Here is a 22820-nt window from a genome sequence, read left to right as displayed (position 1 = left end):
TCCACCGTTCACGCCGTCGGGGCCAGCGCCGGGTCCGGCCGGGTGGCCGCGTCGGGCAGGCGGAAGCGGTCGGCGTGGCTGCCGACCTCGGTGAGGTCCGCCCGGCCGCCGGTGGCCCGGGCCAGGGTCTCCTGCAGCACGTCGAGGCCGGTGGTGCCGGGCATGGCGATCAGCACCGAGAGGCCATCGCGCAGGCCGGCGCTGCCGATCACCTCGGCGCCCAGCGGCGCGAGCTGGGTCTGGGCGCTGCGCCGCCATCGCTCGACGTGAGCCGCCACGAGCACCGTCTCGCGCACGGCGGCGTCGGCCAGCGGCTTGGAGACGACGAAGATCGGAGTGGCGGCCGGATGGTCCCGCCGCTCGATGAACGGCAGCCGGGCGATGATCTTGGGCGTGCCGGGGCCGGTGAGCGCCTCCCACCACGGGCCCGAGGAGGTGCCGCTGTCGGGGCGGAAGATGCCGACGTCGCCGGCCGAGGCCGCCACCGCGGCGATCACCGCCGCAGCGCCCGGGTGAGGCAGGTAGGGCACGGTGAAGCCGAAATGGAAGCGGGCCGAGTCGCGCATCGGGCCGTCGCCGGACGACACGTCCGCGTGCACGCTGAACGGCGCCTGCAGGAACGTGAAGGTGGCGATGATGACGCGCCAGATGCCCTCGGCGGTGTCGAGTGGCAGCGAACCGTGGTGGCGGGCGGCGATCGCCCGCATCATCGCCGCTTCGCGGCCGGGCCGGAAGGCCGAGCCCGAGGCCTGGGTGCTCTTCACCGTGATCAGCCGATCGATGATCTGGCTGCGCTCAATCAACAGGGTGTGCATCTCCGCATCGATGCGGTCGATCTCCTGGCGCAGCACTCCGAGCTGGGCGGTGGCCGTGGGGCTGATGGGCTCTGACATGGCGGTCCAGTCTCAAGGATTGCCGGGACGCGTTCCAGCGGCTTGTAGGCCCCTTTGGGCGGCGGAGAAAGCCGCCAGGCCAGGGTGCGGCGTGGCCGCTGTCCGCTATAGCGAACGACTTGACTGATGTGTCGGCACGGCCTAATCGAAACCATTGTGGTGATTTGGCCGGCCGGCTTGCAGCCACGTTAAACAAATCGCTAAAGGGCCGTGGACAGCTTTGTTGACCCGGCCCCGATGCACATATCCGGCCGGGTTTTTTGTGCGCTGTCCGGGAGGCCATGGTCGTGGCGTCTGCACATCCGCTTCCTGATCCTCCTCCGCATCGCCTCGGCCGCCGCGGCGACGCGGCCGAACCGGCACCGGCCGGATCGGAGGCCGACGCGCCGTCGAGCCCGGTGATGGCGTTCGGCGCCGATCGGCCGCTCGCCATGGACGCCGGTGTGCTGCTGGCGCCCTGGCAGATCGCCTACCAGACCTACGGCACGCTCAACGCCGCCCGCTCCAACGCCATCCTCGTCTGCCACGCCCTGACGGGCGACCAGCACGTGGCCAACATCCACCCGGTCACCGGCAAGCGGGGCTGGTGGGAGACGCTCGTCGGCCCGGGCCGGCCGGTCGACACCGACCGCTTCTTCGTGATCTGCGCCAACGTCGTCGGCGGCTGCCTCGGCACCACCGGCCCCGCCTCGCTCAACCCGGCGACGGGCGAGCCCTACGGCCTCGACTTCCCCGTGGTCACCGTGCGCGACATGGTGCGGGCCCAGGCGCTGCTGCTCGACCGCCTGGGCATCGACAACCTGTTCTGCGTCGTCGGTGGCTCGATGGGCGGCATGCAGGTGCTGCAATGGGCGGCGAGCTTCCCCGAGCGGGTGTTCGCCGCCATCCCGATCGCCACCGCCTGCATCCACTCCGCTCAGAACATCGCTTTCCACGAGGTCGGCCGCCAGGCGGTGATGGCGGATCCGGACTGGCGCGGCGGCCGCTACTTCGTCGACGGCGCCAAGCCGTCGAAAGGGCTCGCCGTGGCGCGCATGGGCGCCCACATCACCTATCTCTCCGAGGCCACGCTGCACCGCAAGTTCGGCCGGCGGCTGCAGGACCGCGCGGCCCCGACCTTCTCCTTCGATGCCGACTTCCAGGTGGAAAGCTATTTGCGCTACCAGGGCGAGGCCTTCGTCGAGCGCTTCGACGCCAACAGCTACCTCTACCTCACGCGCGCCATGGACTATTTCGACCTTGCCGCCGACTACGGCGGCGTGCTGGCCAACGCCTTCACGGGCAGCCGCACGCGCTTCTGCGTCGTGTCCTTCACCTCCGACTGGCTGTTCCCCACCGCCGGCTCGCGGGCCATCGTGCACGCCCTCAACGCGGTGGCCGCGTCCGTGAGCTTCGTCGAGATCGAGACCGACAAGGGCCATGACGCGTTCCTGCTCGACGAGCCGGAATTGTTTGCGACGACCGGCGGCTTCCTGGCCGCCGCCGCCCGGGCGCGCGGCCTGTGAGCGAGGATCGTGCCGCGGCGAAGGCGGAGCCGTCGACGCCCTCCGCCGTCCTGCCCCCCACTGCCCGGCGCGTCGACCTGCTGCTGGTGGCCGACATGGTGGAGCGCGGCGCCCGCGTGCTCGACGTCGGCTGCGGCGACGGCGCCCTGCTCGAGCTGCTGGAGCGCGAGCGCGGCGTCGACGGGCGCGGCATCGAATTGTCGCGCGAAGGCGTCAACAGCTGCGTCGCCCGCGGCCTCTCGGTCATCCAGGGGGACGCGGACACCGACCTCGGCGCCTATCCCGACGACGCCTTCGACTATGTGGTGCTGTCGCAGACCTTGCAGGCGACACGTCACCCGCGCCAGGTGCTGGAGCAGATGCTGCGCATCGGCCGCCGGGCGATCGTGTCGTTCCCCAATTTCGGCCACTGGCGCATCCGCCTGCAGGTCGGTTTCGCCGGCCATATGCCGGTGACGCCCAACATGCCGTTCGCCTGGTACGACACGCCCAACATCCACCTGTGCACCATCCGCGACTTCGTGTCCCTGTGCGAGAAGGCGGACATCGTCATGGAGCGCTCGTTCGCGCTGGATGCGGGCGGCAGCCGCGTGCGCGTCGATGCACCCTGGTGGATCTGGAACCTGTTCGGCGCCCAGGGCGTGTTCCTGCTGCGGCGCGGCGGCGTGCCGGCCCGGCGCCCCTGAGCGGCGGTCGGACGTGCGCGAGCTCGATCTCAAGGGCCTGAAATGCCCCCTGCCGGCGCTCAAGCTGCGGCGGGCGCTGCGCCGGCTGCCGGCCGGCGAGGCGCTCATGGTGCTCTGCACCGACCCGCTGGCGCAGATCGACATCCCCAACGCGGTACGCGAGAGCGGCGACCTGCTGCTGAGCCAGGGTGAGCGCGACGGCGCCTTCGTGTTCGTGGTCGAGCGGCGGGCCGGCGTCACCGCGGCCTGAGCGCCGCCAGCCGTTCGGCGGCCTCGAGCTCGTCGGCCGTGTTGGCGTTGAAAAAGGGGTCGACCGGCTCGGCCGGCCAGTCCGCCGTCACCGCTCGCCGTTGCGCCGCGAACATCCCGACCCGGCGCAGGCCCTGCGCCAAGGCCTCCCGCAGAGCGTCGCGGAGCGCCACGGGCCACAGGGCGACGACCGGATGGTCGCGTCCCGCGGATGCGGCGACCGCAACCTCCACGCCCGCGGCGGCCCGCGCGGCCGTGAGCCGCGCCACCAGGTCGCGCGGCAGGAACGGGGCATCGGCCGGGGCACTGACCATCAGTGCCACGGCCGGGCGCCGGGCGGCGAGGTGGTCCATGCCGGCGAGGATGCCGGCCAGTGGCCCGGCGAATCCCGGGATCCCGTCGGGCACCACCGGAAGCCCGAAAGCGGCGTAGCGTCCGGCGCCGCCGTTGGCATTGAGCACGAGGCCGCCACCGCATTGCGGCTCCAGGCGCTCGATGACGTGGGCGATCAGCGGCCGCCCGCCGAGTGGGCATAGCGGCTTGTCGGCCCCCATGCGGCGCGACAGACCACCGGCCAGGACGAGGCCCGCGACGCTCTCGCTCATGGCGTGGCGGCCTTGCGGGACCTGCGCATCCTGATCAGGCCCGCGATGCGGCTGCGGTGGCGAGGGGTGATCATGCGGTAGGATGAACGCGTCGCCTGCATCGGGCAATCCGGTCCGGCTTTCTCGACGCGCCGGCGCCGATGGCCGGGTAGCCTGGCCGAGATCCTGCGCCGCCAACGTGTCCATCCGCCGCGATCCCGCCGCAACGAGCGGGCAGCACCTGCTATGGCCGAACCGGCCGATGTCATGCAGCCAGGCGCGAACGCTCCAACTCTGTGACATTGGAGCGCCGCGCGATCGACTGATTCGGTCGGGTCGGAGGCACCGGCGGAGGGCCCGCCGCTCCGGCACTCCCGACGACGGGCGCGGACAGTGTGGGAATCGATGACGAGAACAGGTGCGATGGTGCGAGAACGGCACGGCGGCCGCGGCGATGGGGCCGGGGGCCTGCTGCTCCACGGTTCGGTCACCCAGCGGCTGCGGCTCCTGTCCGGCCTCGTCCTGTTCGCCTTCGCGCTGACCCACTTCCTCAACACGGCGCTCGGCATCGTCAGCCTCGAGGTGATGATCGCCGCGCAGAACTGGCGCGTGGCCGTCACCCGCTCGCTGCCCGGCTCCATCGTCCTGGGGCTCGCGCTGGTCGTGCATGCAGGCCTTGCATTGGTGAAGGTGGCCGGCCGCGGCAACCTGGCGCTCAAGCCATGGGAGTGGCTGCAGGTCGGCCTCGGCCTCGCCATCCCGTTCCTGCTGCTGCCCCACATCGTCGGCACACGGTTCGCCGCAACGGCCTTCGGCGTCGACGACGATTATGTCTACGAGCTGACGCGGCTGTGGCCCGCCAGCGCCGTCAACCAATCGCTCCTGTTGCTGATCGTCTGGATCCACGGTTGCCTGGGGATGCACTTCTGGCTGCGCCTCGCCCCCGGCTACGGCCGCATCGCTCCGTTCCTGCTCGTCGGTGCCGTCCTGGTGCCGGTCCTGGCGCTCACCGGCTTCCTGGTGCAGGGCCGCGACGTCGCCGAGGCCATGTCCGATCCGGCGACGCTGGCGGCGCTCAAGGAGCGAACGCAATGGCCGACTGCGGCGGCCGAGGACAGGCTGGAGGGGTGGCGCCAGCAGGCGCGCTTCGGCTTCTACGCGCTGGTGGCCGCCGCGCTCGCGGTGCTGGCTGCGCGCATGGCGTGGTCGCGCACCCGCCGGCGCATTCCCGTGCAATATTTCGCCGGCCCGCGCGTGCTCACGGTACCGGGACGGACGCTGCTCGAGATCAGCCGCGCCAACGCCGTCCCGCACCTCGCCGTATGCGGCGGCCGGGCGCGCTGCTCGACCTGCCGGGTGCGCGTGCTCGACGGGCTTGCCGGCCTGTCGCCGCCGGCCGAGGCGGAGCGGAGGACGCTGCGCGCCATCGGCGCCGATCCGGACGTGCGGCTGGCCTGCCAGGCGCGGCCATGGAGGGCGGCGACCGTGCTTCGCCTGCTGCCCGACCAGCGGCTGGCGGACATGCGCGAGGCCGCGCGGTCCGAGGCGACCGGCGTCGAGCGCACCTTCGCCGTGCTGTTCGTCGACATTCGCGGCTTCACGCGGCTGAGCGAGGAGAAGCTGCCCTACGACGTCGTGTTCATCCTGAACCGGGTGTTCCAGACCCTCGGAGGCGCCATCGAGCAATCCGGCGGGAGGATCGAGAAATACATCGGCGATGGCCTCCTCGCCCTGTTCGAGGATACGCGCGGCGTCGGCGGGGCCAGCGCCGCGGCGCTGCGGGCCGCAGCTGCGGTTGACAGGGCGCTCGACCGCCTGAACGCGGATCTCGAGCCGGAGCTCGGCGCCCCGCTCGCGGTCGCCATGGGCCTGCATGCGGGGCCGCTTATCGTCGGCAAGATCGGCTGGGGGGCGGCGGCGTCGATCACGGTGATCGGCCCGACGGTTAACGTCGCGAGCCGCCTCGAGGCCATCGCCAAGAGCGAGAACGTGCAACTCGCCGTCTCGCAGCCGACGGTCGAGGCCGCCGGCATCGCCACGGCCGATCTCGACGTGCGTCGCTTCGAGGTGAAAGGCGTCGCGGCGGCCATGGACATCGTCCTGGTCGGCGCCGCACGCCACGTCGAGAGGGGCCCCGCGGCGTCGCCGGGCGCCGCGCAGCGATAGCCCGGCGCCGGGCGGCTCGCGCATGCGACGAAGGTCAGAAGGGACGGGCCTTGTGCCGCCGAGCGCCAGCCGACCATACTGCGGGCAATCGTCGTGCGTCCCGGGGGGCGGGGCGCGTCAGCAGGGGGGCCCTGATCAAGGATCCGGGGAGTAGACGCCATGAACAAGTTCGTTGCCGCCCTGGCGGCGACCGCCCTGGGCGCCGTCGCCGCCGCGGTCGCCCTGCCGGCCGGCGCCCAATCGCCCATCGTCATCAAATTCAGTCACGTGGTGGCGCCCGACACGCCCAAGGGCAAGGGCGCCGACAAGTTCAAGGAGCTGGCTGAGAAATACACGAGCGGCCGGGTCAAGGTCGACGTCTATCCGAACTCGCAGCTCTACAAGGACAAGGAGGAGCTCGAGGCCTTGCAGCTCGGCGCCGTGCAGATGCTGGCGCCCTCCCTCGCCAAGTTCGGCCCGCTGGGCGCCAAGGAGTTCGAGGTCTTCGACCTGCCTTTCATCATCCCGGACAAGGCGGGCCTGCGCAAAGTCACGGACGGGCCGCTCGGCAAGAAGCTGCTCGGCAGGCTCGACGCCAAGGGCATTGTCGGGCTCGCCTATTGGGACAACGGCTTCAAGATCATGAGCGCCAACAAGCCGCTGCGCCAGCCCGAGGATTTCCGCGGGCTGAAGATGCGGATCCAGTCGTCCAAGGTGCTTGAGGCGCAGTTCCGGGCGCTCGGCGCCATCCCGCAGGTCATGGCCTTCTCGGAGGTCTATCCCGCGATGCAGACCGGCGTCGTCGACGGCTCCGAGAACACCCCCTCCAACATGTATACGCAAAAGCACTACGAGGTGCAGAAGTACGGCACGCTCTCCGACCACGGCTACATCGGCTATGCGGTGATCGCCAACAAGAAGTTCTGGGACGGCCTGCCGGCGGACGTGAAGCCGCAGCTGGAGAAGGCCATGGCCGAGGCGACCGCCTACGCCAACGAGATCTCGCAGAAGGAGAACGACGAGGCGCTGGCGGCGATGAAGGCCTCCGGCAAGATCGAGTTCATCACCCTGACGGGCGAGCAGAAGGACGCCTGGCGCAAGGCCCTCGAGCCGGTCCTTGCCGAGATGGCCGGCCGGGTCGGCAAGGACGTCATCGCCGAGTTCCAGAAGGAAGCCAAGGGTGGCACCCAGTGATTGCCGCAAGGTTCATGAGTGGATGGATGGCTAGGTCATGCCCGGCCACGACGCTGGACGGTCGGCCATCAACCTTTCTGCCGTCATGGCCGGGCTCGACCCGGCCATTCATCGACCAGGACAACGCTCGCGCATCGTCGGCCTGAACCGATGATCCTCCTGCGGATCCTCGACCGGCTCGAGGAGGTGCTGATCGCCAGCCTGATGGCGGCGGCGACGTTGATCATCTTCGTCGCCGTCGTGCATCGCTACGGCTCGGGGATCTCCTTCCTGTATCCGCTGCTGGCGCCCATCCACCTGTCGTGGGCGCAGGAGCTCTGCATCTACATGTTCGTGTGGATGGCCAAGTTCGGCGCGGCCTACGGCGTTCGCACCGGCATCCACGTCGGCGTCGACGTGGCGGTCAACCAGCTCGGCCCGGCGCACCGCAAATGGGTGATCGGCTTCGGCCTGCTCGCCGGGGCGCTGTTCACCGGCATCATCGGGACGCTCGGAGCCGGCTTCGTCCATGGCCTGATGGGCACGGAGCAGACCTCGCCCGACCTCGAGGTGCCGAGCTGGATCGTCTATCTCTGCATTCCCCTCGGCTCCTTCCTGATGTGCTTCCGCTTCCTGCAGGTGTTCGTGACCTACATGAGGACCGGCGAGCTGCCGCACCACGACCCCGGCCACGTGGAGGGGGTGGAGGAGAGCCCGCAGGCGGCGGAGGACTTCGCCCGCGCCGCCGGGCAGGGCCGCGCCCCGTGAACGCCGCCATCATCTTCGGCCTGCTGATCGTACTGATGCTGACCGGCATGCCGATCTCGATCGCGCTCGGGCTCACGGTGCTGACCTTCCTGTTCACCATGACCGACGTGCCGATCGCCGCCGTGAGCCTCAAGCTGTTCACCGGCATCGAGAATTTCGAGATCATGGCGATCCCGTTCTTCATCCTGGCCGGCAACTTCCTCACCCACGGCGGCGTGGCACGGCGGATGATCGACTTCGCTACCTCGCTCATCGGCCATTGGTACGGCGGGCTGGGGCTCGCCGGGGTGATGGCCTGCGCACTGTTCGCCGCCGTCTCCGGCTCGAGCCCGGCGACGGTGATCGCCATCGGCTCGATCATCCTGCCGGCGATGGTGAAGCAGGGCTTTCCGCCGCGCTTCGGCGCCGGCGTCGTCACCACCTCCGGCGCCCTCGGCATCCTCATCCCGCCGTCGATCGTGATGGTGATCTATGCGGTGGCGACGGGCGGCGCCGTGGTCTTCGGTCCCGATGGGCAACGCGTGTCGTCGGCCTCCATCGGCCAGCTCTTCGTTGCCGGCGTGGTGCCCGGCCTGATGCTGGCGATGGCGCTGGGCCTCACCACCTGGTACCGCGCCTACAAGAACGACTACCCGCGCCTGCCGCGGGCGAGCTGGGCACAGCGCTTCACGGCCTTCCGCCGCTCGGTCTGGGGGCTGCTGCTCATCGTCCTGGTGCTCGGCGGCATCTATTCGGGGATGTTCACCCCGACCGAGGCGGCGGCGGTCAGCGCCGTCTACGCCTTCGTCGTCGCCGTCTTCGTCTACGGCGACATGTCGCTCAAGGACGTGCCGCGGGTGCTGCTCGCCTCGGCCAACATGAGCGCGATGATCCTCTACATCATCACCAACGCGGTGCTGTTCTCGTTCCTGATGACCAGCGAGCAGATCCCGCAGGCGCTGACCGGCTGGATCACCGAGTCGGGCCTGGGCTGGATCGGCTTCCTCCTCGTCGTCAACGTGCTGCTGCTGCTCGCCGGCAACGTCATGGAGCCGTCCTCGATCGTGCTGATCATGGCGCCCATCCTGTTCCCGGTGGCGGCCAAGCTCGGCATCCACCCGGTGCATCTCGGCATCATCATGGTGGTGAACATGGAGGTCGGCATGTGCCATCCGCCGGTGGGCCTCAACCTCTACGTCGCCTCGGGCATCACCCGCATGGGCATTACCGAGCTCACCATCGCCGTCATGCCCTGGCTGCTCACCATGCTCGCCTTCCTGGTGCTGGTGACCTACATTCCCGCCCTGTCGCTCGCGCTGCCGCGGGCGCTCGGCATGCTGTGAGGCGCCGATGATCACCGGCCTCGACCACCTCGTGCTCACCGTCGCCGACGCGGAGGCGACCTGCCGCTTCTACGAGGCGGCGCTGGGCATCCCGTCGATCACCTTCGCCGGCGGTCGCCGCGCGCTCCAGGTCGGCGAGCAGAAGATCAACCTGCACGAGGTCGGCCGCGAATGGGACCCGAAGGCCCGGGCACCGACGGCCGGCGCCGGCGACTTCTGCCTGATCACCGACACGCCGCTCAGCACGCTGATCGCCCGCCTCGGCGCCGCCCACGTCTCCGTCGAGGAAGGGCCGGTGCCGCGCACCGGCGCCCGCGGGCCGATGCGCTCGGTCTATTTCCGCGATCCGGACGGCAACCTGGTCGAGGTCGCGAACTACGCCGAGGCGTAGAGCCCGGCGGGGCGTCTCGGCCGGGCTTGACCAGACCATGCATCCGCCTGATGACACAGCTTAGGCCGGCCCCCTGCGGGCTGGTGCCGTTTGCTTCGATGGTTGGCCGGGTCGCGCCCGGCCATGACGCGTGAAGCACAGGTGTCATGACCCACGCCGCCGCCAAAGCTCCGCCGACCGCCGCCGATCCGCTCGCCGATCTGGGCCGGCGGCCGCTGATCATGGGCGTGCTCAATGTGACACCGGATTCGTTCTCCGACGGCGGCCGCTTCGATGATGCCGCCCGCGCCGTGGCGCAGGCGCGGCTGCTCGCGGCGGAGGGCGCCGACGTCCTCGACGTCGGCGGCGAATCGACCCGGCCGGGGCATGCGCCCGTTTCGGCCGAGGAGGAGCGGGCACGTGTCGTGCCGGTCATCGCCGCGCTGCGGCGGGACGGCGAGGCCGCGGCGCTGCCGATCTCCATCGACACCTACAAGGCCGCTACCGCGCGCGCGGCGCTCGAGGCCGGGGCGGCCATCGTCAACGACATCTGGGGCCTCCAGCGGGAGCCCGAAATCGCGCACGTGGCGGCCGCCCACGGGGCACCCGTCATCATCATGCACAACCGCGAGAGCGCGGATCCCACGCTCGATGTCATCGCCGAGTTCCGCCGCTTCTTCGATGTGTCGATCGCCATCGCTCGCGCGGCCGGGATCCCCGATCGCCATATCGTGCTCGACATCGGCTTCGGCTTCGGCAAGTCGCGGGCGCAGAACCTCGAGGCCATCCGCCGCCTGCCCGAACTCAAGGCTTTTGGTTACCCGGTGCTGGTCGGCGCCTCGCGCAAGTCCACGCTCGGCGTGCTCACCGGGAGGCCGGTGGAGCAACGCCTCGCCGCCACCATCGCCAGCCATGCGGTGGCGCTGAGCCTGGGAGCCGACATCATCCGCGTGCACGACGTCGCGGCCCATGTCGACGCGCTGCGCGTCGTCGCCGGCATCCTCGATCCCGAAGGGGCGCTGGCCCGGGCCCCGGGAGCGTAAGGGGTGGTCGAGTTCAAGTATCGTAGGGCCTATCTCGGTCTCGGCAGCAACCTGGGCGACAGCCGCGCCATGCTTGCGGCGGCGGCTGAGGCGCTCGCGGCGGTGCCCGGCCTTGCCGTCGTGGCGCGTTCGGCCGACTACCGCACGCCGCCGTGGGGCGATGCCGACCAGCCGGCCTTCGCCAACGCCTGCATCGCGGTCGACACCACCCTCACGCCCGAGCAGCTGCTCGACGCCTGCCTGGCGGCGGAGCGGGCGCTCGGCCGCGACCGCAATGCCCCGGAGGCCCGGCGCTGGGGGCCGCGCCTCATCGACATCGATGTCTTGGACTACGAAGGGGCGCGTCGCGCCACGGCGGCGCTGGTGCTGCCGCATCCACGCCTGGCCGAGCGCGCCTTCGTGCTGTTGCCGCTGGCCGAGATTGCACCGGAGCACATTATATCGGGTGGCGGCGGCGAGCGTCTGACGGTGCGCGAAGCGCTGGCCCGGCTCGATGCAAACGGCATCGAGCCGCTCACCTGAGGTCCGCCGTCAGCCCTTGACCAGCGGGCAGGAGCCGTCGAGCGGCCGCACCGCGTCCTTGCCGGGGATGACCTCGAGCACCTTGAACACGTCCCATTCGGACTTGGAGTCGGCCGGCGACTTCACCTCGGTCAGCAGCATGTCGTGCTCCATGCGGCCATCGGCGCGCACCTTGCCGCCCTTGACGAAGGCATCGTCGACCGGCAGCTCGCGCAGCTTGGCGGCGACGGCGTCGCGCTCCGTGGTGCCGGCGGCCGCCACCGCCTTGAGATATTGCAGCGCGGCCGAATAGACGCCGATCTGCACCCATGTGGGGGCCTTGCCGGTCTTGGCCATGAAGCGCCGCGACACCGCCTCCGCTTCGGGGCTCTGGGCCCAATAGAAGGGGCTCGTCGTGGTCAGGCCCTGGGCGTTCTTCAGCCCGACGGCCTTGGCGTCGAGTTCGAAGAAGATCACTCCGAACAGCCGCTGACCGCCCTGCGGCAGACCGAACTCGTTGGCCTGCTTGACCGAGTTGATGGTGTCGTTGCCGGCGTTGAGCAGGGCGACGACCTGCGCCTTCGAGCCTTGGGCCTGCAGCAGGAACGAGGAGAAGTCCGCGGTGTTGAGCGGCGTCTTGACGCGGCCGATGATCTGCCCGCCGGCGGCCCCCACGACCTTGTCCAGATCACCAGCCATGGCCTCGCCGAAGGCGTAGTCGACCTGCAGCAAGTACCAGGACTTGAGCCCCTGCCGGGCCAGCGCGCGGCCAGCGCCGTTGGCGAGCGCGTAGGTGTCGTAGCTCCATTGGAAGCCGTAGGGCGAGCAGAACTTGCCCGAGAAGGTCGAGGCGCCGCCGCCCGACGCCATCAGCAGTCCCGCCTTGTTGCGGACCAACTCCTGAAGCGCCAGCAGGACGGCGGAATTGGGCACGTCGAGGATGACGTCGACACCCTCCGTATCGAGCCATTTGCTGGCGATCGAGGCGCCGACGTCGGTCTTGTTCTGATGGTCGCCGGCGACGATCTCGATCGGTTTGCCCAGGGCCTTGCCACCGAAGTCGGCGACGGCGAGCTCGGCCATGATCACCGAGCCCTGGCCGCTGGCGTCCGCATACGGCCCGGACCGGTCGTTCAGCACGCCGAGCTTCACCGTATCGTCCGCCGCACGCGCGGCGACGAGGGCCGCCGCCATTGCGGCGCCCACCATGGCCGACCGCAGCATCGATTGCCGGATGAACGCGCGCATGGGCTCCCCCCGTTCGTAGGTCTCGTTCCGACGGTCCTACTATACGGCCGAGGGCCAGTCCATTCGGACAATGACTGACCGAGCGGTCATAAAAGACGTAGTGGCGCGGGAAGGACACCCGGCGTCGCCTGCGGCAGCGAGGCATCGGGTCGAAGTAGGCTCGACGGCGCGAGCGCGGCGCTGCCGTGGTGATGCCGCGCTCCTTGCCCCCGGGCCCACGCCGGAGGCTGCCCGCCAGCGCACCGCGGCGCCTGGCGGCTGCGGGTTGCCCGCGAGGGCGTCCCGGTTCAGTCCGAATCGTCCTCCCCCGCCTCGTCGTCCTCATCCTCGTCGTCTTCGTCGTCGAAGGCGACGAGGCAAGCCGCTGCAAGAACGGTGGAGCGGAAGTTGTCGTCGCTGTCCGCGTACCAGACGCAGGTGACGCCGGCCTCGGCGACCTCGGCCACGGTGAGCGCCGGCCCGCCCGATTTCAGCATGACGACATCGCCGACCTGGAAGCTCATGAGATTCTCCTCGGTTGCTGCCGGCGCCTGCGCTCCGGCCGAACAGGGGAGCCGTTCGCTGTCGCACGGCCGCCCTCGCGCCTCCTGTCTAGTTGTCGCCTATGAAGAACTGACGGCTAGCCGGCTGAGCGATCGCGGTGGTGCAGGGATCAGGGCCAGCGCACCGTGGGCGGCATGGACGACAGGATCGAGGCGACGTTGCCCCCGGTCTTCAGGCCGAAGATGGTGCCGCGGTCGTAGAGCAGGTTGAACTCGACGTAGCGTCCGCGACGGACCTGCTGCTCGGCCCGCTCCTCCTCTCGCCAGGGCTTGCCGGCATTGCCGCGCACGATGCGCGGGTAGACGTCGAGGAACGCCTCCCCGACGGCGCGGGTGAAGGCGAAATCGGCGGCGAAATCGTCGCGCCAGACGTAGTCGTAGAAGATGCCGCCGATGCCGCGCGCCTCGCCCCGGTGCTTGAGGAAGAAATACTCGTCACACCAGCTCTTGAAGCGCTCGTAGTCGGCGGGACGGTGGGCGTCGCACACCGCCTTCATGGCCCCATGGAAGAGGCGGCTGTCCGGGTCGTCCTGGCTGCGGCGGGCGTCGAGCATGGGCGTCAGGTCGGCGCCGCCGCCGAACCAGGGCTTCGAGGTCACGACGAAGCGCGTGTTGATGTGGACGGTCGGCACCTGCGGGTGCCAGGGGTGCGCGATCAGCGACAGGCCCGCAGCCCAGAACCGCGCGTCCGCCTCGGTGCCCGGAATCTGATCGCGGAATTCGGGCGCGAAGGTGCCATGCACGGTCGAGACATGCACGCCGGCCTTCTCGAACACCCGGCCGCGCAGCATGGCCATCACGCCGCCGCCCCCCGGCGTGCCGGTATGGTCGGTGCGCGCCCACGGCGTACGCTCGAAGCGGCCCGGGGCACTTCGGCGGGCCGGCTCCATATCGGGCGCGAACGGGCCGGACGCCTCGTCCTCGATTGCCTCGAGCGCCGCGCAGATGCGCTGCTGGAGGGTGGCGAACCAGGCGCTGGCGGTCCCCTTGTGGTGCTCCAGCCTGTCGTCCGGATCCACGGCGGTGTCGGTCACGGCATCGATCCTTCGATTGCGGCACGAGAGCATCTCGATCCGATGGACTCATCGCATGGGATAGAAATGCTCCAAGTTGTTGAATCCGGAAACGCTTCTCTCCGACCGGGCGCCTCTACCCGCGCGAAACGCGCCCGATCGGGCTCGCCTCCGGCCATCGGCCGGTCTGCCGGAGGGCCTCGCCGAGCAGCATGGCGGCCGCCACGGCGACATTGAGCGAACGCAGCCCGGGCGCCAGCGGGATGGCGAGGCGCGCGTCGGCTGCGGCATGCACCTCGTCCGGCACGCCCGCGCTCTCCCGTCCGAGCAGGATAGTGTCTGTCGCGGCAAACGCGAAGTCCGTATAGCGGAGCTCGGCGCGCGTGGTGGCCAGCACCAGGCGGCTTCCACGGGCTGCCAGGTCGTCGGCGAAGGTGCGCCAGGAGGCATGCCGCTCGACGGCGATGCGGTCGAGGTAGTCCATGCCGGCGCGGCGGAAGTTCCGGTCGGTCACCGGAAAGCCGGCCGGCTCGATGATGGCGACCGGCACGGCAAGGCAGGCGCCGAGCCGCACGATGGTGCCGGTGTTCTGAGGAATGTCGGGCTGGTAGAGGGCGAGGCGCATGGTGCCTCCTTAGCGCAACGGGGCGCCTGCCGCATCGCAGGGCGCGCGCTCCAGGCGCAAACCCCGCCGTCCGGCCTTACTTCAGCCAGAAGCGGCGCTTAAGGCCCCGCGCCTCAATCTCACGCCGGTACGCCGCGCGTCATCGCGGGGCGGTGACGGGCAGATCAGCCGTTCCGCGGCCGGGCGAGCGATCAGGAAGCGGGTCATGTTCTCCAGGATCTATGGGTGGCTCGAGCGACGCGTCGACGTCTTCGCCCCCTTCGACGACCGCCGCACGCCCCCCGACACGCTCGCCGGCTTCACCCGCTTCTACCTCGGTCCGGTCAAGGGCTGGCTGGCGCTCGTCTTCGTCACCTCGCTGATCGTCGCCGTCGTCGAGGCCTCGCTGCTGCTGCTGGTCGGCCGCTTCATCGACCTCCTGACCCGCAGCACGCCGCAGACGCTGCTGGCCGACCACGGCTGGCTCATCGCCGGCGGCGCGCTCACGCTCCTGGTGCTGCGGCCGCTCAGCCACGTGGTGAGCGAGATGCTGGTCAACCAGGTGATCGTGTCGTCGCTGACCAACCGCATCCGCTGGCAGACGCACCTCTACACCCTCGGCCACGCGCTGTCGTACTTCCAGGGCGACTTCGCCGGCCGCCTCGCCAACCGTGTCACCCAGGCCGGGCCGGCACTGCGCGAGGCGGCGACCGAAGTCCTCGACATGATCGTCTTCGTCGTCGTCTACGTGCTGGTGGCGCTCGCCGCCTTCACCTCGGTGAGTCCCTGGCTCGCCCTGCCGATGATCATCTGGATCATCGCCTACGGCGTCTTGATGCGCTACTTCGTGCCGCAGGCGCAGGAGCGCTCGCTTGCCGTCTCCGAGCGCCGCTCGTGGCTCATCGGCCGCATCGTCGACAGCTACACCAACATCCTCACGGTCAAGCTGTTCGCGCGTGCCGACGCGGAGCGGTCGGCCGTCCGTGACGCCATGGCGAGCCACACCGAGGCCTACCAGCGCAGCATGCGCCTGTTCACCGACGTCGCCACCATCCTGAGCGTCATGAACACGCTGCTGCTGCTGGCCACGGCCGGCGTCGCGCTCTGGCTGTGGACGGGCGAGGCGATCACCGCCGGCGCCATCGCCGCCGCGCTGGCCCTGGTGCTGCGCGTCGGCGAAATGTCCAACTGGTTCATGCAGGTGCTGCGCGGCCTGTTCGACAACGTCGGCGTCGTGCAGGAGAGCATGCAGACCATCGCCAAGCCGCACCAGCTGGTGGATCGCCCGGGTGCCAAGCCGCTCGTCGTGCGCCGGGGCGAGATCAGCTTCGAGGATGTGAGCTTCCACTATGGCCGCAGTCGCGGCGCCATCGACCGGCTCGACCTTGTCGTGGCGCCGGGCGAACGGGTGGGCCTCGTCGGCCCGAGCGGCGCCGGCAAGTCGACCCTGATCAGCCTGCTGCTGCGGCTCTACGACGTGGAGGCCGGACGCATCCTGGTGGACGGCCAGGACATCGCAGGCGTCACCCAGGACAGCCTGCGCCAGCAGATCGCCGTCGTCACGCAGGACACCTCGCTGCTGCACCGCTCGATCCGCGACAACATCGGCTATGGCCGGCCGGATGCCCCGGACGACGAGATCATCGCGGCCGCCGCCTCGGCCGAAGCCTCGCCGTTCATCGCCGAGCTCGAGGATCACCGCGGCCGGCGTGGGCTCGACAGCCACGTCGGCGAGCGCGGCGTCAAGCTGTCGGGCGGCCAGCGCCAGCGCATCGCCATCGCGCGGGTGCTGCTCAAGGACGCTCCGATCCTCATCCTCGACGAGGCCACCTCGGCCCTCGACAGCGAGGCGGAGGCGGCCATCCAGCGCCAGCTCGATCGGCTGATGGCGGGCAAGACGGTGATCGCCGTCGCTCACCGCCTGTCGACCATCGCGGCGATGGACCGCCTGATCGTCATGGACCGTGGCCGTGTCGTCGAGCAGGGCACCCACGCCGGGCTCGTCGCCGCGGGCGGGCTCTACGCGCGGCTATGGCAGCGCCAGTCCGGCGGCTTCATCGGCGAGAGCGACCGGCGGCCGGCCCCCACCCCGGCGTAGGCTAGCGCTGCGAGAGGCGGGCGTCCGTTGCGTCCGGGCCGGCTTGACCCTGCCCTCACACCACGCGCGCAGCCCATCCGGGCTCTTTCCCCGCCGGGCCGGCGCGCGCTGACTCGATGGATGGCCGGCTCAACTCCGGCCGTGGCGGCTGTCGCGCGCCCGGCGGATCGGGCCTGACGGGGGGTCGTCGCCCGCATGGCGCAAGGCTGATTGCATGGGCGCGGCGGGCCTCCGCCACAGTATGGACACCTCTTTTGAAGCATGCCAAACAGCGACCGCGGCGCCGGCGCGGTCCCGGGCAGCGCTTCGGTGCGACCCAGGGCAGCAAATTTGGGCCGTTCGGCCGCGGACAGGATTCGGCAACAACGCCAACCGGTTCTGCGAGCGGCAGAAGCGCTGGGGTTTTTGAACGGGTCTAGGCGACCGACGGTCGCATTGCGGAGTTCCGGCGTGCGTGTTTCGTGCGACGTGCGTCTTTTGTCCGGCTTGGCGCCGCGCGCGTGCGCCAGCCGCCGGCCTTGAAGCGAAGGTCGCGGGGGCGACGTCATTCACGTAGGAGCCTGACTTGGCCGATACCATCACTGCCGCCGAGCCGACGCGGCGCGACTTCCTCTACATTGCGACCGGGGCCGTGGGGGCCGTCGGCGTCGCGGCTGTCGCCTGGCCATTCATCAGCCAGATGCAGCCCGACGCGGCCACCATCGCCGCGGGCGCGCCGGTCGACTTCGACCTGGCGCCGGTGACCGAGGGCGCCATCGTCAAGCTGTTCTGGCGCGGCAAGCTGATCTTCGTCCGCCACCGCACCAAGGACGAGATCGCGTCGGCCGAGAAGGTCGACGTCAACACATTGCCTGATCCGCAGCCCGATTCGGCCCGCGTCAAGGAGGGCCACGCGCAGTGGCTCGTGGTCTATGGCAACTGCACGCACCTGGGCTGCGTGCCGCTCGGCCACCAGGGGCATTACGAGGGCTGGCTGTGCCCGTGCCATGGCTCGGTGTTCGACACGTCGGGCCGCATCCGCCAGGGGCCCGCGCCCACCAACTTGCCCGTCCCGCCCTACAAGTTCGTCTCCGATACGAAGATCACCATCGGCTGAGGCGAAACCAGTTCCTCTATAGAGACAGGCGACCATCATGGAAGGCCATTCGACCTACGTTCCGAAGAGCGGCATCGCCAGGTGGCTCGAGTCCCGCCTGCCCATCGGCGGGCTCATGCACTCCTCGTTCATCGCCTTCCCGGTGCCGCGCAATCTGAACTATTTCTGGACCTTCGGCGCCATCCTCATGATGATGCTAGTGGTGCAGATCGTCACCGGCGTCGTGCTGGCGATGCATTACACGCCGAACGCCAAGCTGGCTTTCGCCTCGGTCGAGGCGATCATGCGCGACGTGAACTTCGGCTGGCTGCTGCGCTACATGCACGCCAACGGCGCCTCGATGTTCTTCATCGCCGTCTACATCCACATCTTCCGCGGCCTCTACTACGGATCCTACAAGGCGCCGCGCGAGGTGCTGTGGATCCTGGGCGTCATCATCTTCCTGCTGATGATGGCGACCGCGTTCATGGGCTACGTGCTGCCGTGGGGGCAGATGAGCTTCTGGGGCGCCACCGTCATCACCAATCTGTTCTCGGCGTTCGACGAGATCATCCCCGGCGTCGGCACCTGGATCGTCACGCTGCTGTGGGGCGGCTTCGCCGTCGACAACCCGACGCTCAACCGCTTCTTCGCGCTGCACTACCTGCTGCCGTTCATGCTCGCCGGGGTGGTCATCCTGCATATCTGGGCGCTGCACCACGTCGGCCAGAACAACCCGACCGGCGTCGAGGTGAAGAACGTCCGCAAGGACACCATTCCCTTCACGCCCTACGCAACTCTGAAGGACACGGTCGGCACCGTCGTCTTCCTGCTGTTCTTCGCGTGGTTCCTGTTCTACATCCCCAACTACATGGGTCACGCCGACAATTACATCGAGGCCAACCCCTCGGTGACGCCGGCGCACATCGTGCCCGAGTGGTACTTCCTGCCCTTCTACGCCATCCTGCGCGCCATCCCGTCCAAGCTCGGCGGCGTCATCGCCATGTTCTCGGCGGTGCTGATCCTGGCCGCCGTGCCCTGGCTCGACACGTCGCGGGTGCGCTCGGCTTCCTACCGGCCGCTGTACCGCCAGTTCTTCTGGGTGTTCGTGCTGGTGTGCATCGGCCTTGGCTATCTCGGTGCCAAGCCGCCGGAAGGCGGCTACACGATCGCCGCGCAGATCCTGACCTTCTATTACTTCCTCCACTTCCTCGTCATCCTGCCGGTGCTCGGCCTCGTCGAGACGCCGCGCCGGCTGCCCGGATCGATCGCCGAATCGGTGCTGGAAAGCACGAAAGGCGGGTCAGCGACCGCCGTGTCGGCCGGACCGGCAGGGGCCGTGGCGAGCCCCCAGACCAAGGGCTGAGCCGTGAAGGGGCATCGCATCATGTGGAACAAGACCCTCGCCGCCGCCGGGCTGCTGACTGCGGTCGCGGCTGCGCTCGCGCTGCCGGCCCGGGCGGCCGAATCGGGCGGCGATTCGCACGGCGGCGCCGTGCCGCCGCCCATCAGCTGGAGCTTCGCCGGTCCGTTCGGCACCTTCGATCAGCAGCAGCTGCAGCGCGGCTTCAAGGTCTATCGCGAGGTCTGCGCCAGCTGCCACGGGTTGAAGTTTCTCGCCTTCCGCAACCTCGCCGACCCCGGTGGTCCGGGCTTCAGCGAAGGTCAGGTCAAAGCGCTGGCGGCCGAATACAAGGTCAAGGACGGCCCCAACGACCAGGGCGAGATGTTCGAGCGTCCGGGCCGGGCCGCCGACCGCTTCCCCGAGCCGTTCCCGAACGAGCAGGCGGCTGCCGTCGCCAACGGCGGCAAGGCGCCGCCGGACCTGTCGCTGATGGCCAAGGCCCGCACCTATGAGCGCGGCTTCCCCTGGTTCATCTTCGACGCGTTCACCCAGTTCGCCGAGACCGGGCCGAACTACATCCACGCCGTTCTGACCGGCTACGAGGCGGCGCCGGCCGGCTTCCAGATGCCGGACGGGGGCAACTACAACCGGTACTTCCCCGGCCACGTCATCGCCATGCCCAAGCCGCTGAACGATGGGCAGGTCGACTACAAGGGGCCGGACGGCAAGCCGCAGGCCCCCGAGACCATCGACCAGTATTCCAAGGACGTCTCCGCCTTCCTGATGTGGGCGGCGGAGCCGAAGATGATGGCGCGTAAGGAGATCGGCTTCAAAGCCTTCATCTTCCTGATCGTGCTCGCCGGCTTGGTCTATTTCGTCAAGAAGAAGGTCTGGGCGCCGCTGCACGATCATCCCGAGACCGCCTGAACCTCTTTCGGATCCTAGAGCATTTCCGCGTTTCTTCGAATCGCCGAAATGCTCTATCTGTTTGATTTGTCGCGTTTTCTTTACGCGAACCGGCGTCCACCTCCCTCGAAAACGCTCTAGGCACGAGGGCCGGAGAAGCGTGATCGCTTTTCCGGCCTTTTGCTGTTCGCAGGGGCTCACGCCGTTCCCGCGTCACGGCCGGGCTTGACCCGGCCGTCCATCCACTCAGGATACGGCCGATCACGAGAGCGCTTCTCAGGGATCGGGTGAGGCCACCCAATCGCCAAGCGCTCCAGCCCAGACGGAACCGGAATCGACCGATCGACGGCCGGCCGGGTGCGCCGGCCGGGGCCTGGGAGACGGAGCGGGGATCGAAGATGGCCAAGGCGGTGCTGGGAGTGATCGGCGGTTCGGGCATCTACGACCTGCCGGGCCTGGAAGACGTGCGCGAGGAGCCGACCGCGAGCCCCTGGGGCGAACCGTCCGACATCCCGCGCCGTGGCCGCATCGGCGCGACCGAGATCGTGTTCCTGGCCCGCCATGATCGGGGCCACCGGCTGCCGCCGTCCGAGATCAACTACCGGGCCAACATCGATGTGATGAAACGGGCCGGCGTCACCGATCTCGTCGCGCTGTCCGCCTGCGGCTCCTTCCGCGAGGAGCTCTACCCCGGGCTGTTCGTCTTCGTCGACCAGTTCATCGACCGCACCGTGCGGCGCGAATCGACCTTCTTCGGTCGCGGCTGCGTCGCCCACGTGGCGTTCGCCCATCCGGTGGGGCCCCGCCTCGCCGAGCGCCTGGCGCAGGCGGCAGCGGCGGAGAACATCGGCCACCACAAGGGCGGCATCTATGTCTGCATGGAGGGGCCGCAGTTCTCGACCTTGGCGGAGTCGCGAGCCTACAAGGCGATGGGTGCCGACGTCATCGGCATGACCAACATGCCGGAGGCCAAACTCGCGCGCGAGGCCGAGATCACCTACGCCTCCGTCGCGATGGTGACCGACTACGATTGTTGGCACGAGGATCACGACGCCGTCGACGTCGCCGCCGTGGTGCGCGTGCTGCGCGAGAACGGCGACCGGGCGCAGCGCCTGGTGGCGCGCCTGGCGCGGGATTTTCCGGCCGAGCATGAGGCCTGCCCCGCCGGCTCCGACCGGGCGCTCGACGGGGCGATCATCACCCCGCCGCAGGCGCGTGACCCACTGCTCCTCGCCAAGCTCGATGCCGTCGCCGGCCGCGTCCTCAATGCCTGACTCCCTTCTCGCCGATCGTGTGATTTCAGCCGATCGGAGCGCGCTCTAGCCCTGAGGCCCAGGATTGACGTCATGATCGCCAGCCAACTCGCCACCGACCTCGCCGCGACGGTGCGCTCCATTCCGGACTACCCCAAGCCCGGCATCATCTTCCGGGATATCACCACGCTGCTCGGCAACCCCCGCGCCTTCCGCCGCGCCGTCGACGAGCTGGTCCAGCCCTGGGCTGGGTCGAAAATCGACAAGGTGGCCGGCATCGAGGCGCGGGGCTTTATTCTCGGGGGCGCCGTCGCCCATCAGGCCTCGGCCGGCTTCATTCCCATCCGCAAGAAGGGCAAGCTGCCCCACGCCACGGTCCGGATCGCCTACTCGCTCGAATACGGCCTAGACGAGATGGAGATGCACGAGGATGCGGTCACGGCGGGCGAGCGCGTGGTGCTGGTCGACGACCTGATCGCCACCGGCGGCACCGCGGTCGCCGCCACCAAGCTGCTCAAGCAGTGCGGCGCCGAAGTCGTGGCGGCGGTCTTCGTCATCGATCTGCCGGATCTCGGCGGCGCCGACAAGCTGCGCGCGCTCGGCACGCCGGTGCACACGCTGATGTCGTTCGCCGGTCATTGAGGCGGCACTCTCGGCCGCGACGAGAACTCTCGCCACCCTGGTACACCGTGTCGACCGAGCGCCTCGCCCAGAGGGGTCGACCCAAGTTTCGGCGTGGCGCGCGCATATGATGGCGACCTTTGCCAAATGCGATTCGGAGACAATCCGAACCTGATCGACCTGTTTCGGTGCGGCGTTTAGTGCATATGTTCTATGCGGAGCGGTCATGGATGCGAGCTCGAGCGACGCCGGAACGGAAGCGCCCGCGCCGAACTGCGCGGAAGGGCCTGTGTTTCGAAGGCCTGAGGTTCGAACCTCGGCCGGTGCCCTTTTTAGTGCCACAATATTGACACCATCCGATATTGCTGCCTATTGCGCCCGAGCGTCAAATGGTTACCAAAGGGTTAACTTATGCATAAGCCGTTCGTCTTAGGTGCGCTTCTGCTCTCGCTCGCTGCATGTCAGTCTCCGCAAGACTCAATGGTCGATGCGCAAATGACTTGTTCTGCTTCCGGGCTGAGGCCGGGAACACGCGCCTATGAACGCTGTGAGAGTGTGAACTATCAGCAGAACCGCCAGAAATCCGATCAGACGGCCAACGCGGTGGCGGTCGGCGCTGCCGCAGGTGTCGTGGGCGGCGCTCTCCTCGGCGCGGCGACGGCTCCACGCCCCTATTACTATCGCTGTCGCGGTTGGGGGTGCTGGTAGGCGCCGCCAGCCGCGCGGGGGCTCGGCTAGTTCGGCGCCCCCGTGCCCGATGCTGCTGCGGGCCGGCGTGTGTTCGGCCGGTAGCAACTCTCGAGTCGTGGTCGCGGCGCTGTGGGCCGGCACCAGCCGCAGCTCCTGCCGCGGCGAGAACGGCTGTTTCCTGGCCGC

22 protein-coding genes and 1 riboswitch are annotated in these 22820 nt (G+C 69.3%); of the genes, 16 read left to right on the top strand and 6 right to left on the bottom strand.

The window, feature by feature from the left end:
• Window positions 1–8: 8 nt before the first annotated feature.
• Entirely contained in the window at window positions 9–893 is an 885-nt protein-coding gene (locus IEW34_RS28470; protein ID WP_188612629.1) for a chorismate mutase, read from the bottom strand.
• A 146-nt stretch (window positions 894–1039) separates the two neighbouring features.
• Window positions 1040–1117: riboswitch (SAM riboswitch) on the top strand.
• Between the two features lie 177 nt (window positions 1118–1294).
• Between IEW34_RS28470 and metX the strand changes: the two genes are divergently transcribed.
• Genes metX through IEW34_RS28455 form a run of 3 tightly spaced genes read left to right on the top strand, consistent with a single transcriptional unit; the run spans window position 1295 to window position 3334 of the window.
• Window positions 1295–2398, top strand: coding sequence for a homoserine O-acetyltransferase MetX (metX, locus tag IEW34_RS28465; protein ID WP_244642276.1), 1104 nt, complete (start codon window positions 1295–1297; stop codon window positions 2396–2398).
• A 50-nt stretch (window positions 2399–2448) separates the two neighbouring features.
• The gene (gene metW, locus IEW34_RS28460) at window positions 2449–3084 is read left to right on the top strand and encodes a methionine biosynthesis protein MetW (protein ID WP_244642283.1); all 636 of its coding nucleotides are present in this window, start codon (window positions 2449–2451) and stop codon (window positions 3082–3084) included.
• Window positions 3085–3097: 13 nt separating this feature from the next.
• On the top strand, window positions 3098–3334 hold the full coding sequence (locus IEW34_RS28455; protein WP_244642275.1) for a sulfurtransferase TusA family protein: 237 nt from the start codon (window positions 3098–3100) through the stop codon (window positions 3332–3334).
• Here the strand turns inward: IEW34_RS28455 and mobA are convergent.
• Window positions 3321–3938 (bottom strand): molybdenum cofactor guanylyltransferase MobA, encoded by a 618-nt coding sequence (gene mobA / locus IEW34_RS28450; protein ID WP_188612626.1) that lies wholly within the window; start codon window positions 3936–3938, stop codon window positions 3321–3323. The two genes, IEW34_RS28455 and mobA, sit on opposite strands and share 14 nt — an antisense overlap.
• 384 nt (window positions 3939–4322) lie before the next feature.
• Between mobA and IEW34_RS28445 the strand changes: the two genes are divergently transcribed.
• The 7 genes from IEW34_RS28445 to folK all read left to right on the top strand — a co-directional run bounded on the left by IEW34_RS28445 (window position 4323) and on the right by folK (window position 11260).
• Window positions 4323–6083 (top strand): adenylate/guanylate cyclase domain-containing protein, encoded by a 1761-nt coding sequence (locus tag IEW34_RS28445; RefSeq protein ID WP_210324614.1) that lies wholly within the window; start codon window positions 4323–4325, stop codon window positions 6081–6083.
• A 159-nt stretch (window positions 6084–6242) separates the two neighbouring features.
• Window positions 6243–7256: a TRAP transporter substrate-binding protein gene (locus IEW34_RS28440; protein WP_188612624.1), complete on the top strand. Its 1014-nt coding sequence runs from the start codon at window positions 6243–6245 to the stop codon at window positions 7254–7256.
• A 150-nt stretch (window positions 7257–7406) separates the two neighbouring features.
• Complete coding sequence (locus IEW34_RS28435; protein ID WP_188612623.1) at window positions 7407–8003, top strand: TRAP transporter small permease; 597 nt, start codon at window positions 7407–7409, stop codon at window positions 8001–8003.
• Window positions 8000–9325 carry a TRAP transporter large permease gene (locus tag IEW34_RS28430; RefSeq protein ID WP_188612622.1) on the top strand — a complete coding sequence of 442 codons (1326 nt, stop codon included), beginning with the start codon at window positions 8000–8002 and terminating at the stop codon, window positions 9323–9325. Before IEW34_RS28435 ends, IEW34_RS28430 begins: the two co-directional genes overlap by 4 nt.
• 7 nt (window positions 9326–9332) lie before the next feature.
• Window positions 9333–9716 carry a VOC family protein gene (locus IEW34_RS28425; RefSeq protein WP_188612621.1) on the top strand — a complete coding sequence of 128 codons (384 nt, stop codon included), beginning with the start codon at window positions 9333–9335 and terminating at the stop codon, window positions 9714–9716.
• A gap of 146 nt (window positions 9717–9862) precedes the next feature.
• A complete protein-coding gene (folP, locus tag IEW34_RS28420) occupies window positions 9863–10738 on the top strand; it encodes a dihydropteroate synthase (RefSeq protein ID WP_188612620.1) in 876 nt (291 codons plus the stop codon).
• Window positions 10739–10741: 3 nt separating this feature from the next.
• On the top strand, window positions 10742–11260 hold the full coding sequence (folK, locus tag IEW34_RS28415; RefSeq protein ID WP_280516343.1) for a 2-amino-4-hydroxy-6-hydroxymethyldihydropteridine diphosphokinase: 519 nt from the start codon (window positions 10742–10744) through the stop codon (window positions 11258–11260).
• 9 nt (window positions 11261–11269) lie between these two features.
• On the opposite strand, the gene IEW34_RS28410 is transcribed toward folK, so the two are convergent.
• The 4 genes from IEW34_RS28410 to IEW34_RS28395 all read right to left on the bottom strand — a co-directional run bounded on the left by IEW34_RS28410 (window position 11270) and on the right by IEW34_RS28395 (window position 14667).
• On the bottom strand, window positions 11270–12487 hold the full coding sequence (locus IEW34_RS28410) for an ABC transporter substrate-binding protein (protein WP_244642274.1): 1218 nt from the start codon (window positions 12485–12487) through the stop codon (window positions 11270–11272).
• A 287-nt stretch (window positions 12488–12774) separates the two neighbouring features.
• Entirely contained in the window at window positions 12775–12990 is a 216-nt protein-coding gene (locus tag IEW34_RS28405; protein ID WP_188612619.1) for a YodC family protein, read from the bottom strand.
• 149 nt (window positions 12991–13139) lie between these two features.
• On the bottom strand, window positions 13140–14096 hold the full coding sequence (hemF, locus tag IEW34_RS28400; RefSeq protein WP_188612618.1) for an oxygen-dependent coproporphyrinogen oxidase: 957 nt from the start codon (window positions 14094–14096) through the stop codon (window positions 13140–13142).
• 82 nt (window positions 14097–14178) lie between these two features.
• Entirely contained in the window at window positions 14179–14667 is a 489-nt protein-coding gene (locus IEW34_RS28395) for a tRNA (cytidine(34)-2'-O)-methyltransferase (protein ID WP_188612617.1), read from the bottom strand.
• 205 nt (window positions 14668–14872) lie between these two features.
• Between IEW34_RS28395 and IEW34_RS28390 the strand changes: the two genes are divergently transcribed.
• From IEW34_RS28390 to IEW34_RS28365, 6 genes are all read left to right on the top strand, one after another.
• Entirely contained in the window at window positions 14873–16744 is a 1872-nt protein-coding gene (locus tag IEW34_RS28390) for an ABC transporter ATP-binding protein (RefSeq protein ID WP_280516342.1), read from the top strand.
• A gap of 565 nt (window positions 16745–17309) precedes the next feature.
• Window positions 17310–17840 carry a ubiquinol-cytochrome c reductase iron-sulfur subunit gene (petA, locus tag IEW34_RS28385; protein WP_188612616.1) on the top strand — a complete coding sequence of 177 codons (531 nt, stop codon included), beginning with the start codon at window positions 17310–17312 and terminating at the stop codon, window positions 17838–17840.
• Between the two features lie 37 nt (window positions 17841–17877).
• Window positions 17878–19185: a cytochrome b gene (locus IEW34_RS28380; protein WP_188612615.1), complete on the top strand. Its 1308-nt coding sequence runs from the start codon at window positions 17878–17880 to the stop codon at window positions 19183–19185.
• A 21-nt stretch (window positions 19186–19206) separates the two neighbouring features.
• Entirely contained in the window at window positions 19207–20091 is an 885-nt protein-coding gene (locus tag IEW34_RS28375; protein WP_188612614.1) for a cytochrome c1, read from the top strand.
• A 377-nt stretch (window positions 20092–20468) separates the two neighbouring features.
• The gene (locus IEW34_RS28370) at window positions 20469–21344 is read left to right on the top strand and encodes an S-methyl-5'-thioadenosine phosphorylase (protein ID WP_188612613.1); all 876 of its coding nucleotides are present in this window, start codon (window positions 20469–20471) and stop codon (window positions 21342–21344) included.
• Window positions 21345–21416: 72 nt separating this feature from the next.
• Window positions 21417–21965 (top strand): adenine phosphoribosyltransferase, encoded by a 549-nt coding sequence (locus IEW34_RS28365; RefSeq protein ID WP_188612612.1) that lies wholly within the window; start codon window positions 21417–21419, stop codon window positions 21963–21965.
• The last annotated feature ends 855 nt before the right edge of the window (window positions 21966–22820 follow it).

The sequence above is a fragment of the Chelatococcus reniformis genome (genome assembly GCF_014640075.1).
Lineage (GTDB): Bacteria > Pseudomonadota > Alphaproteobacteria > Rhizobiales > Beijerinckiaceae > Camelimonas > Camelimonas reniformis.
This window is presented reverse-complemented; position numbering and strand designations above follow the sequence as displayed.

Bases quoted from the DNA above. Each gene is read 5' to 3' on its own strand.
- IEW34_RS28390 (WP_280516342.1), top strand. From the start codon at position 14,873: ATGTTCTCCAGGATCTATGGGTGGCTCGAGCGACGCGTCGACGTCTTC.
- IEW34_RS28405 (WP_188612619.1), bottom strand. From the start codon at position 12,990: ATGAGCTTCCAGGTCGGCGATGTCGTCATGCTGAAATCGGGCGGGCCG.
- IEW34_RS28395 (WP_188612617.1), bottom strand. From the start codon at position 14,667: ATGCGCCTCGCCCTCTACCAGCCCGACATTCCTCAGAACACCGGCACC.
- IEW34_RS28435 (WP_188612623.1), top strand. From the start codon at position 7,407: ATGATCCTCCTGCGGATCCTCGACCGGCTCGAGGAGGTGCTGATCGCC.
- metX (WP_244642276.1), top strand. From the start codon at position 1,295: ATGGCGTTCGGCGCCGATCGGCCGCTCGCCATGGACGCCGGTGTGCTG.
- IEW34_RS28470 (WP_188612629.1), bottom strand. From the start codon at position 893: ATGTCAGAGCCCATCAGCCCCACGGCCACCGCCCAGCTCGGAGTGCTG.
- IEW34_RS28380 (WP_188612615.1), top strand. From the start codon at position 17,878: ATGGAAGGCCATTCGACCTACGTTCCGAAGAGCGGCATCGCCAGGTGG.
- IEW34_RS28365 (WP_188612612.1), top strand. From the start codon at position 21,417: ATGATCGCCAGCCAACTCGCCACCGACCTCGCCGCGACGGTGCGCTCC.
- IEW34_RS28375 (WP_188612614.1), top strand. From the start codon at position 19,207: ATGTGGAACAAGACCCTCGCCGCCGCCGGGCTGCTGACTGCGGTCGCG.
- IEW34_RS28425 (WP_188612621.1), top strand. From the start codon at position 9,333: ATGATCACCGGCCTCGACCACCTCGTGCTCACCGTCGCCGACGCGGAG.
- IEW34_RS28410 (WP_244642274.1), bottom strand. From the start codon at position 12,487: ATGCGCGCGTTCATCCGGCAATCGATGCTGCGGTCGGCCATGGTGGGC.
- folP (WP_188612620.1), top strand. From the start codon at position 9,863: ATGACCCACGCCGCCGCCAAAGCTCCGCCGACCGCCGCCGATCCGCTC.
- hemF (WP_188612618.1), bottom strand. From the start codon at position 14,096: ATGCTCTCGTGCCGCAATCGAAGGATCGATGCCGTGACCGACACCGCC.
- IEW34_RS28445 (WP_210324614.1), top strand. From the start codon at position 4,323: ATGACGAGAACAGGTGCGATGGTGCGAGAACGGCACGGCGGCCGCGGC.
- IEW34_RS28370 (WP_188612613.1), top strand. From the start codon at position 20,469: ATGGCCAAGGCGGTGCTGGGAGTGATCGGCGGTTCGGGCATCTACGAC.
- mobA (WP_188612626.1), bottom strand. From the start codon at position 3,938: ATGAGCGAGAGCGTCGCGGGCCTCGTCCTGGCCGGTGGTCTGTCGCGC.
- IEW34_RS28440 (WP_188612624.1), top strand. From the start codon at position 6,243: ATGAACAAGTTCGTTGCCGCCCTGGCGGCGACCGCCCTGGGCGCCGTC.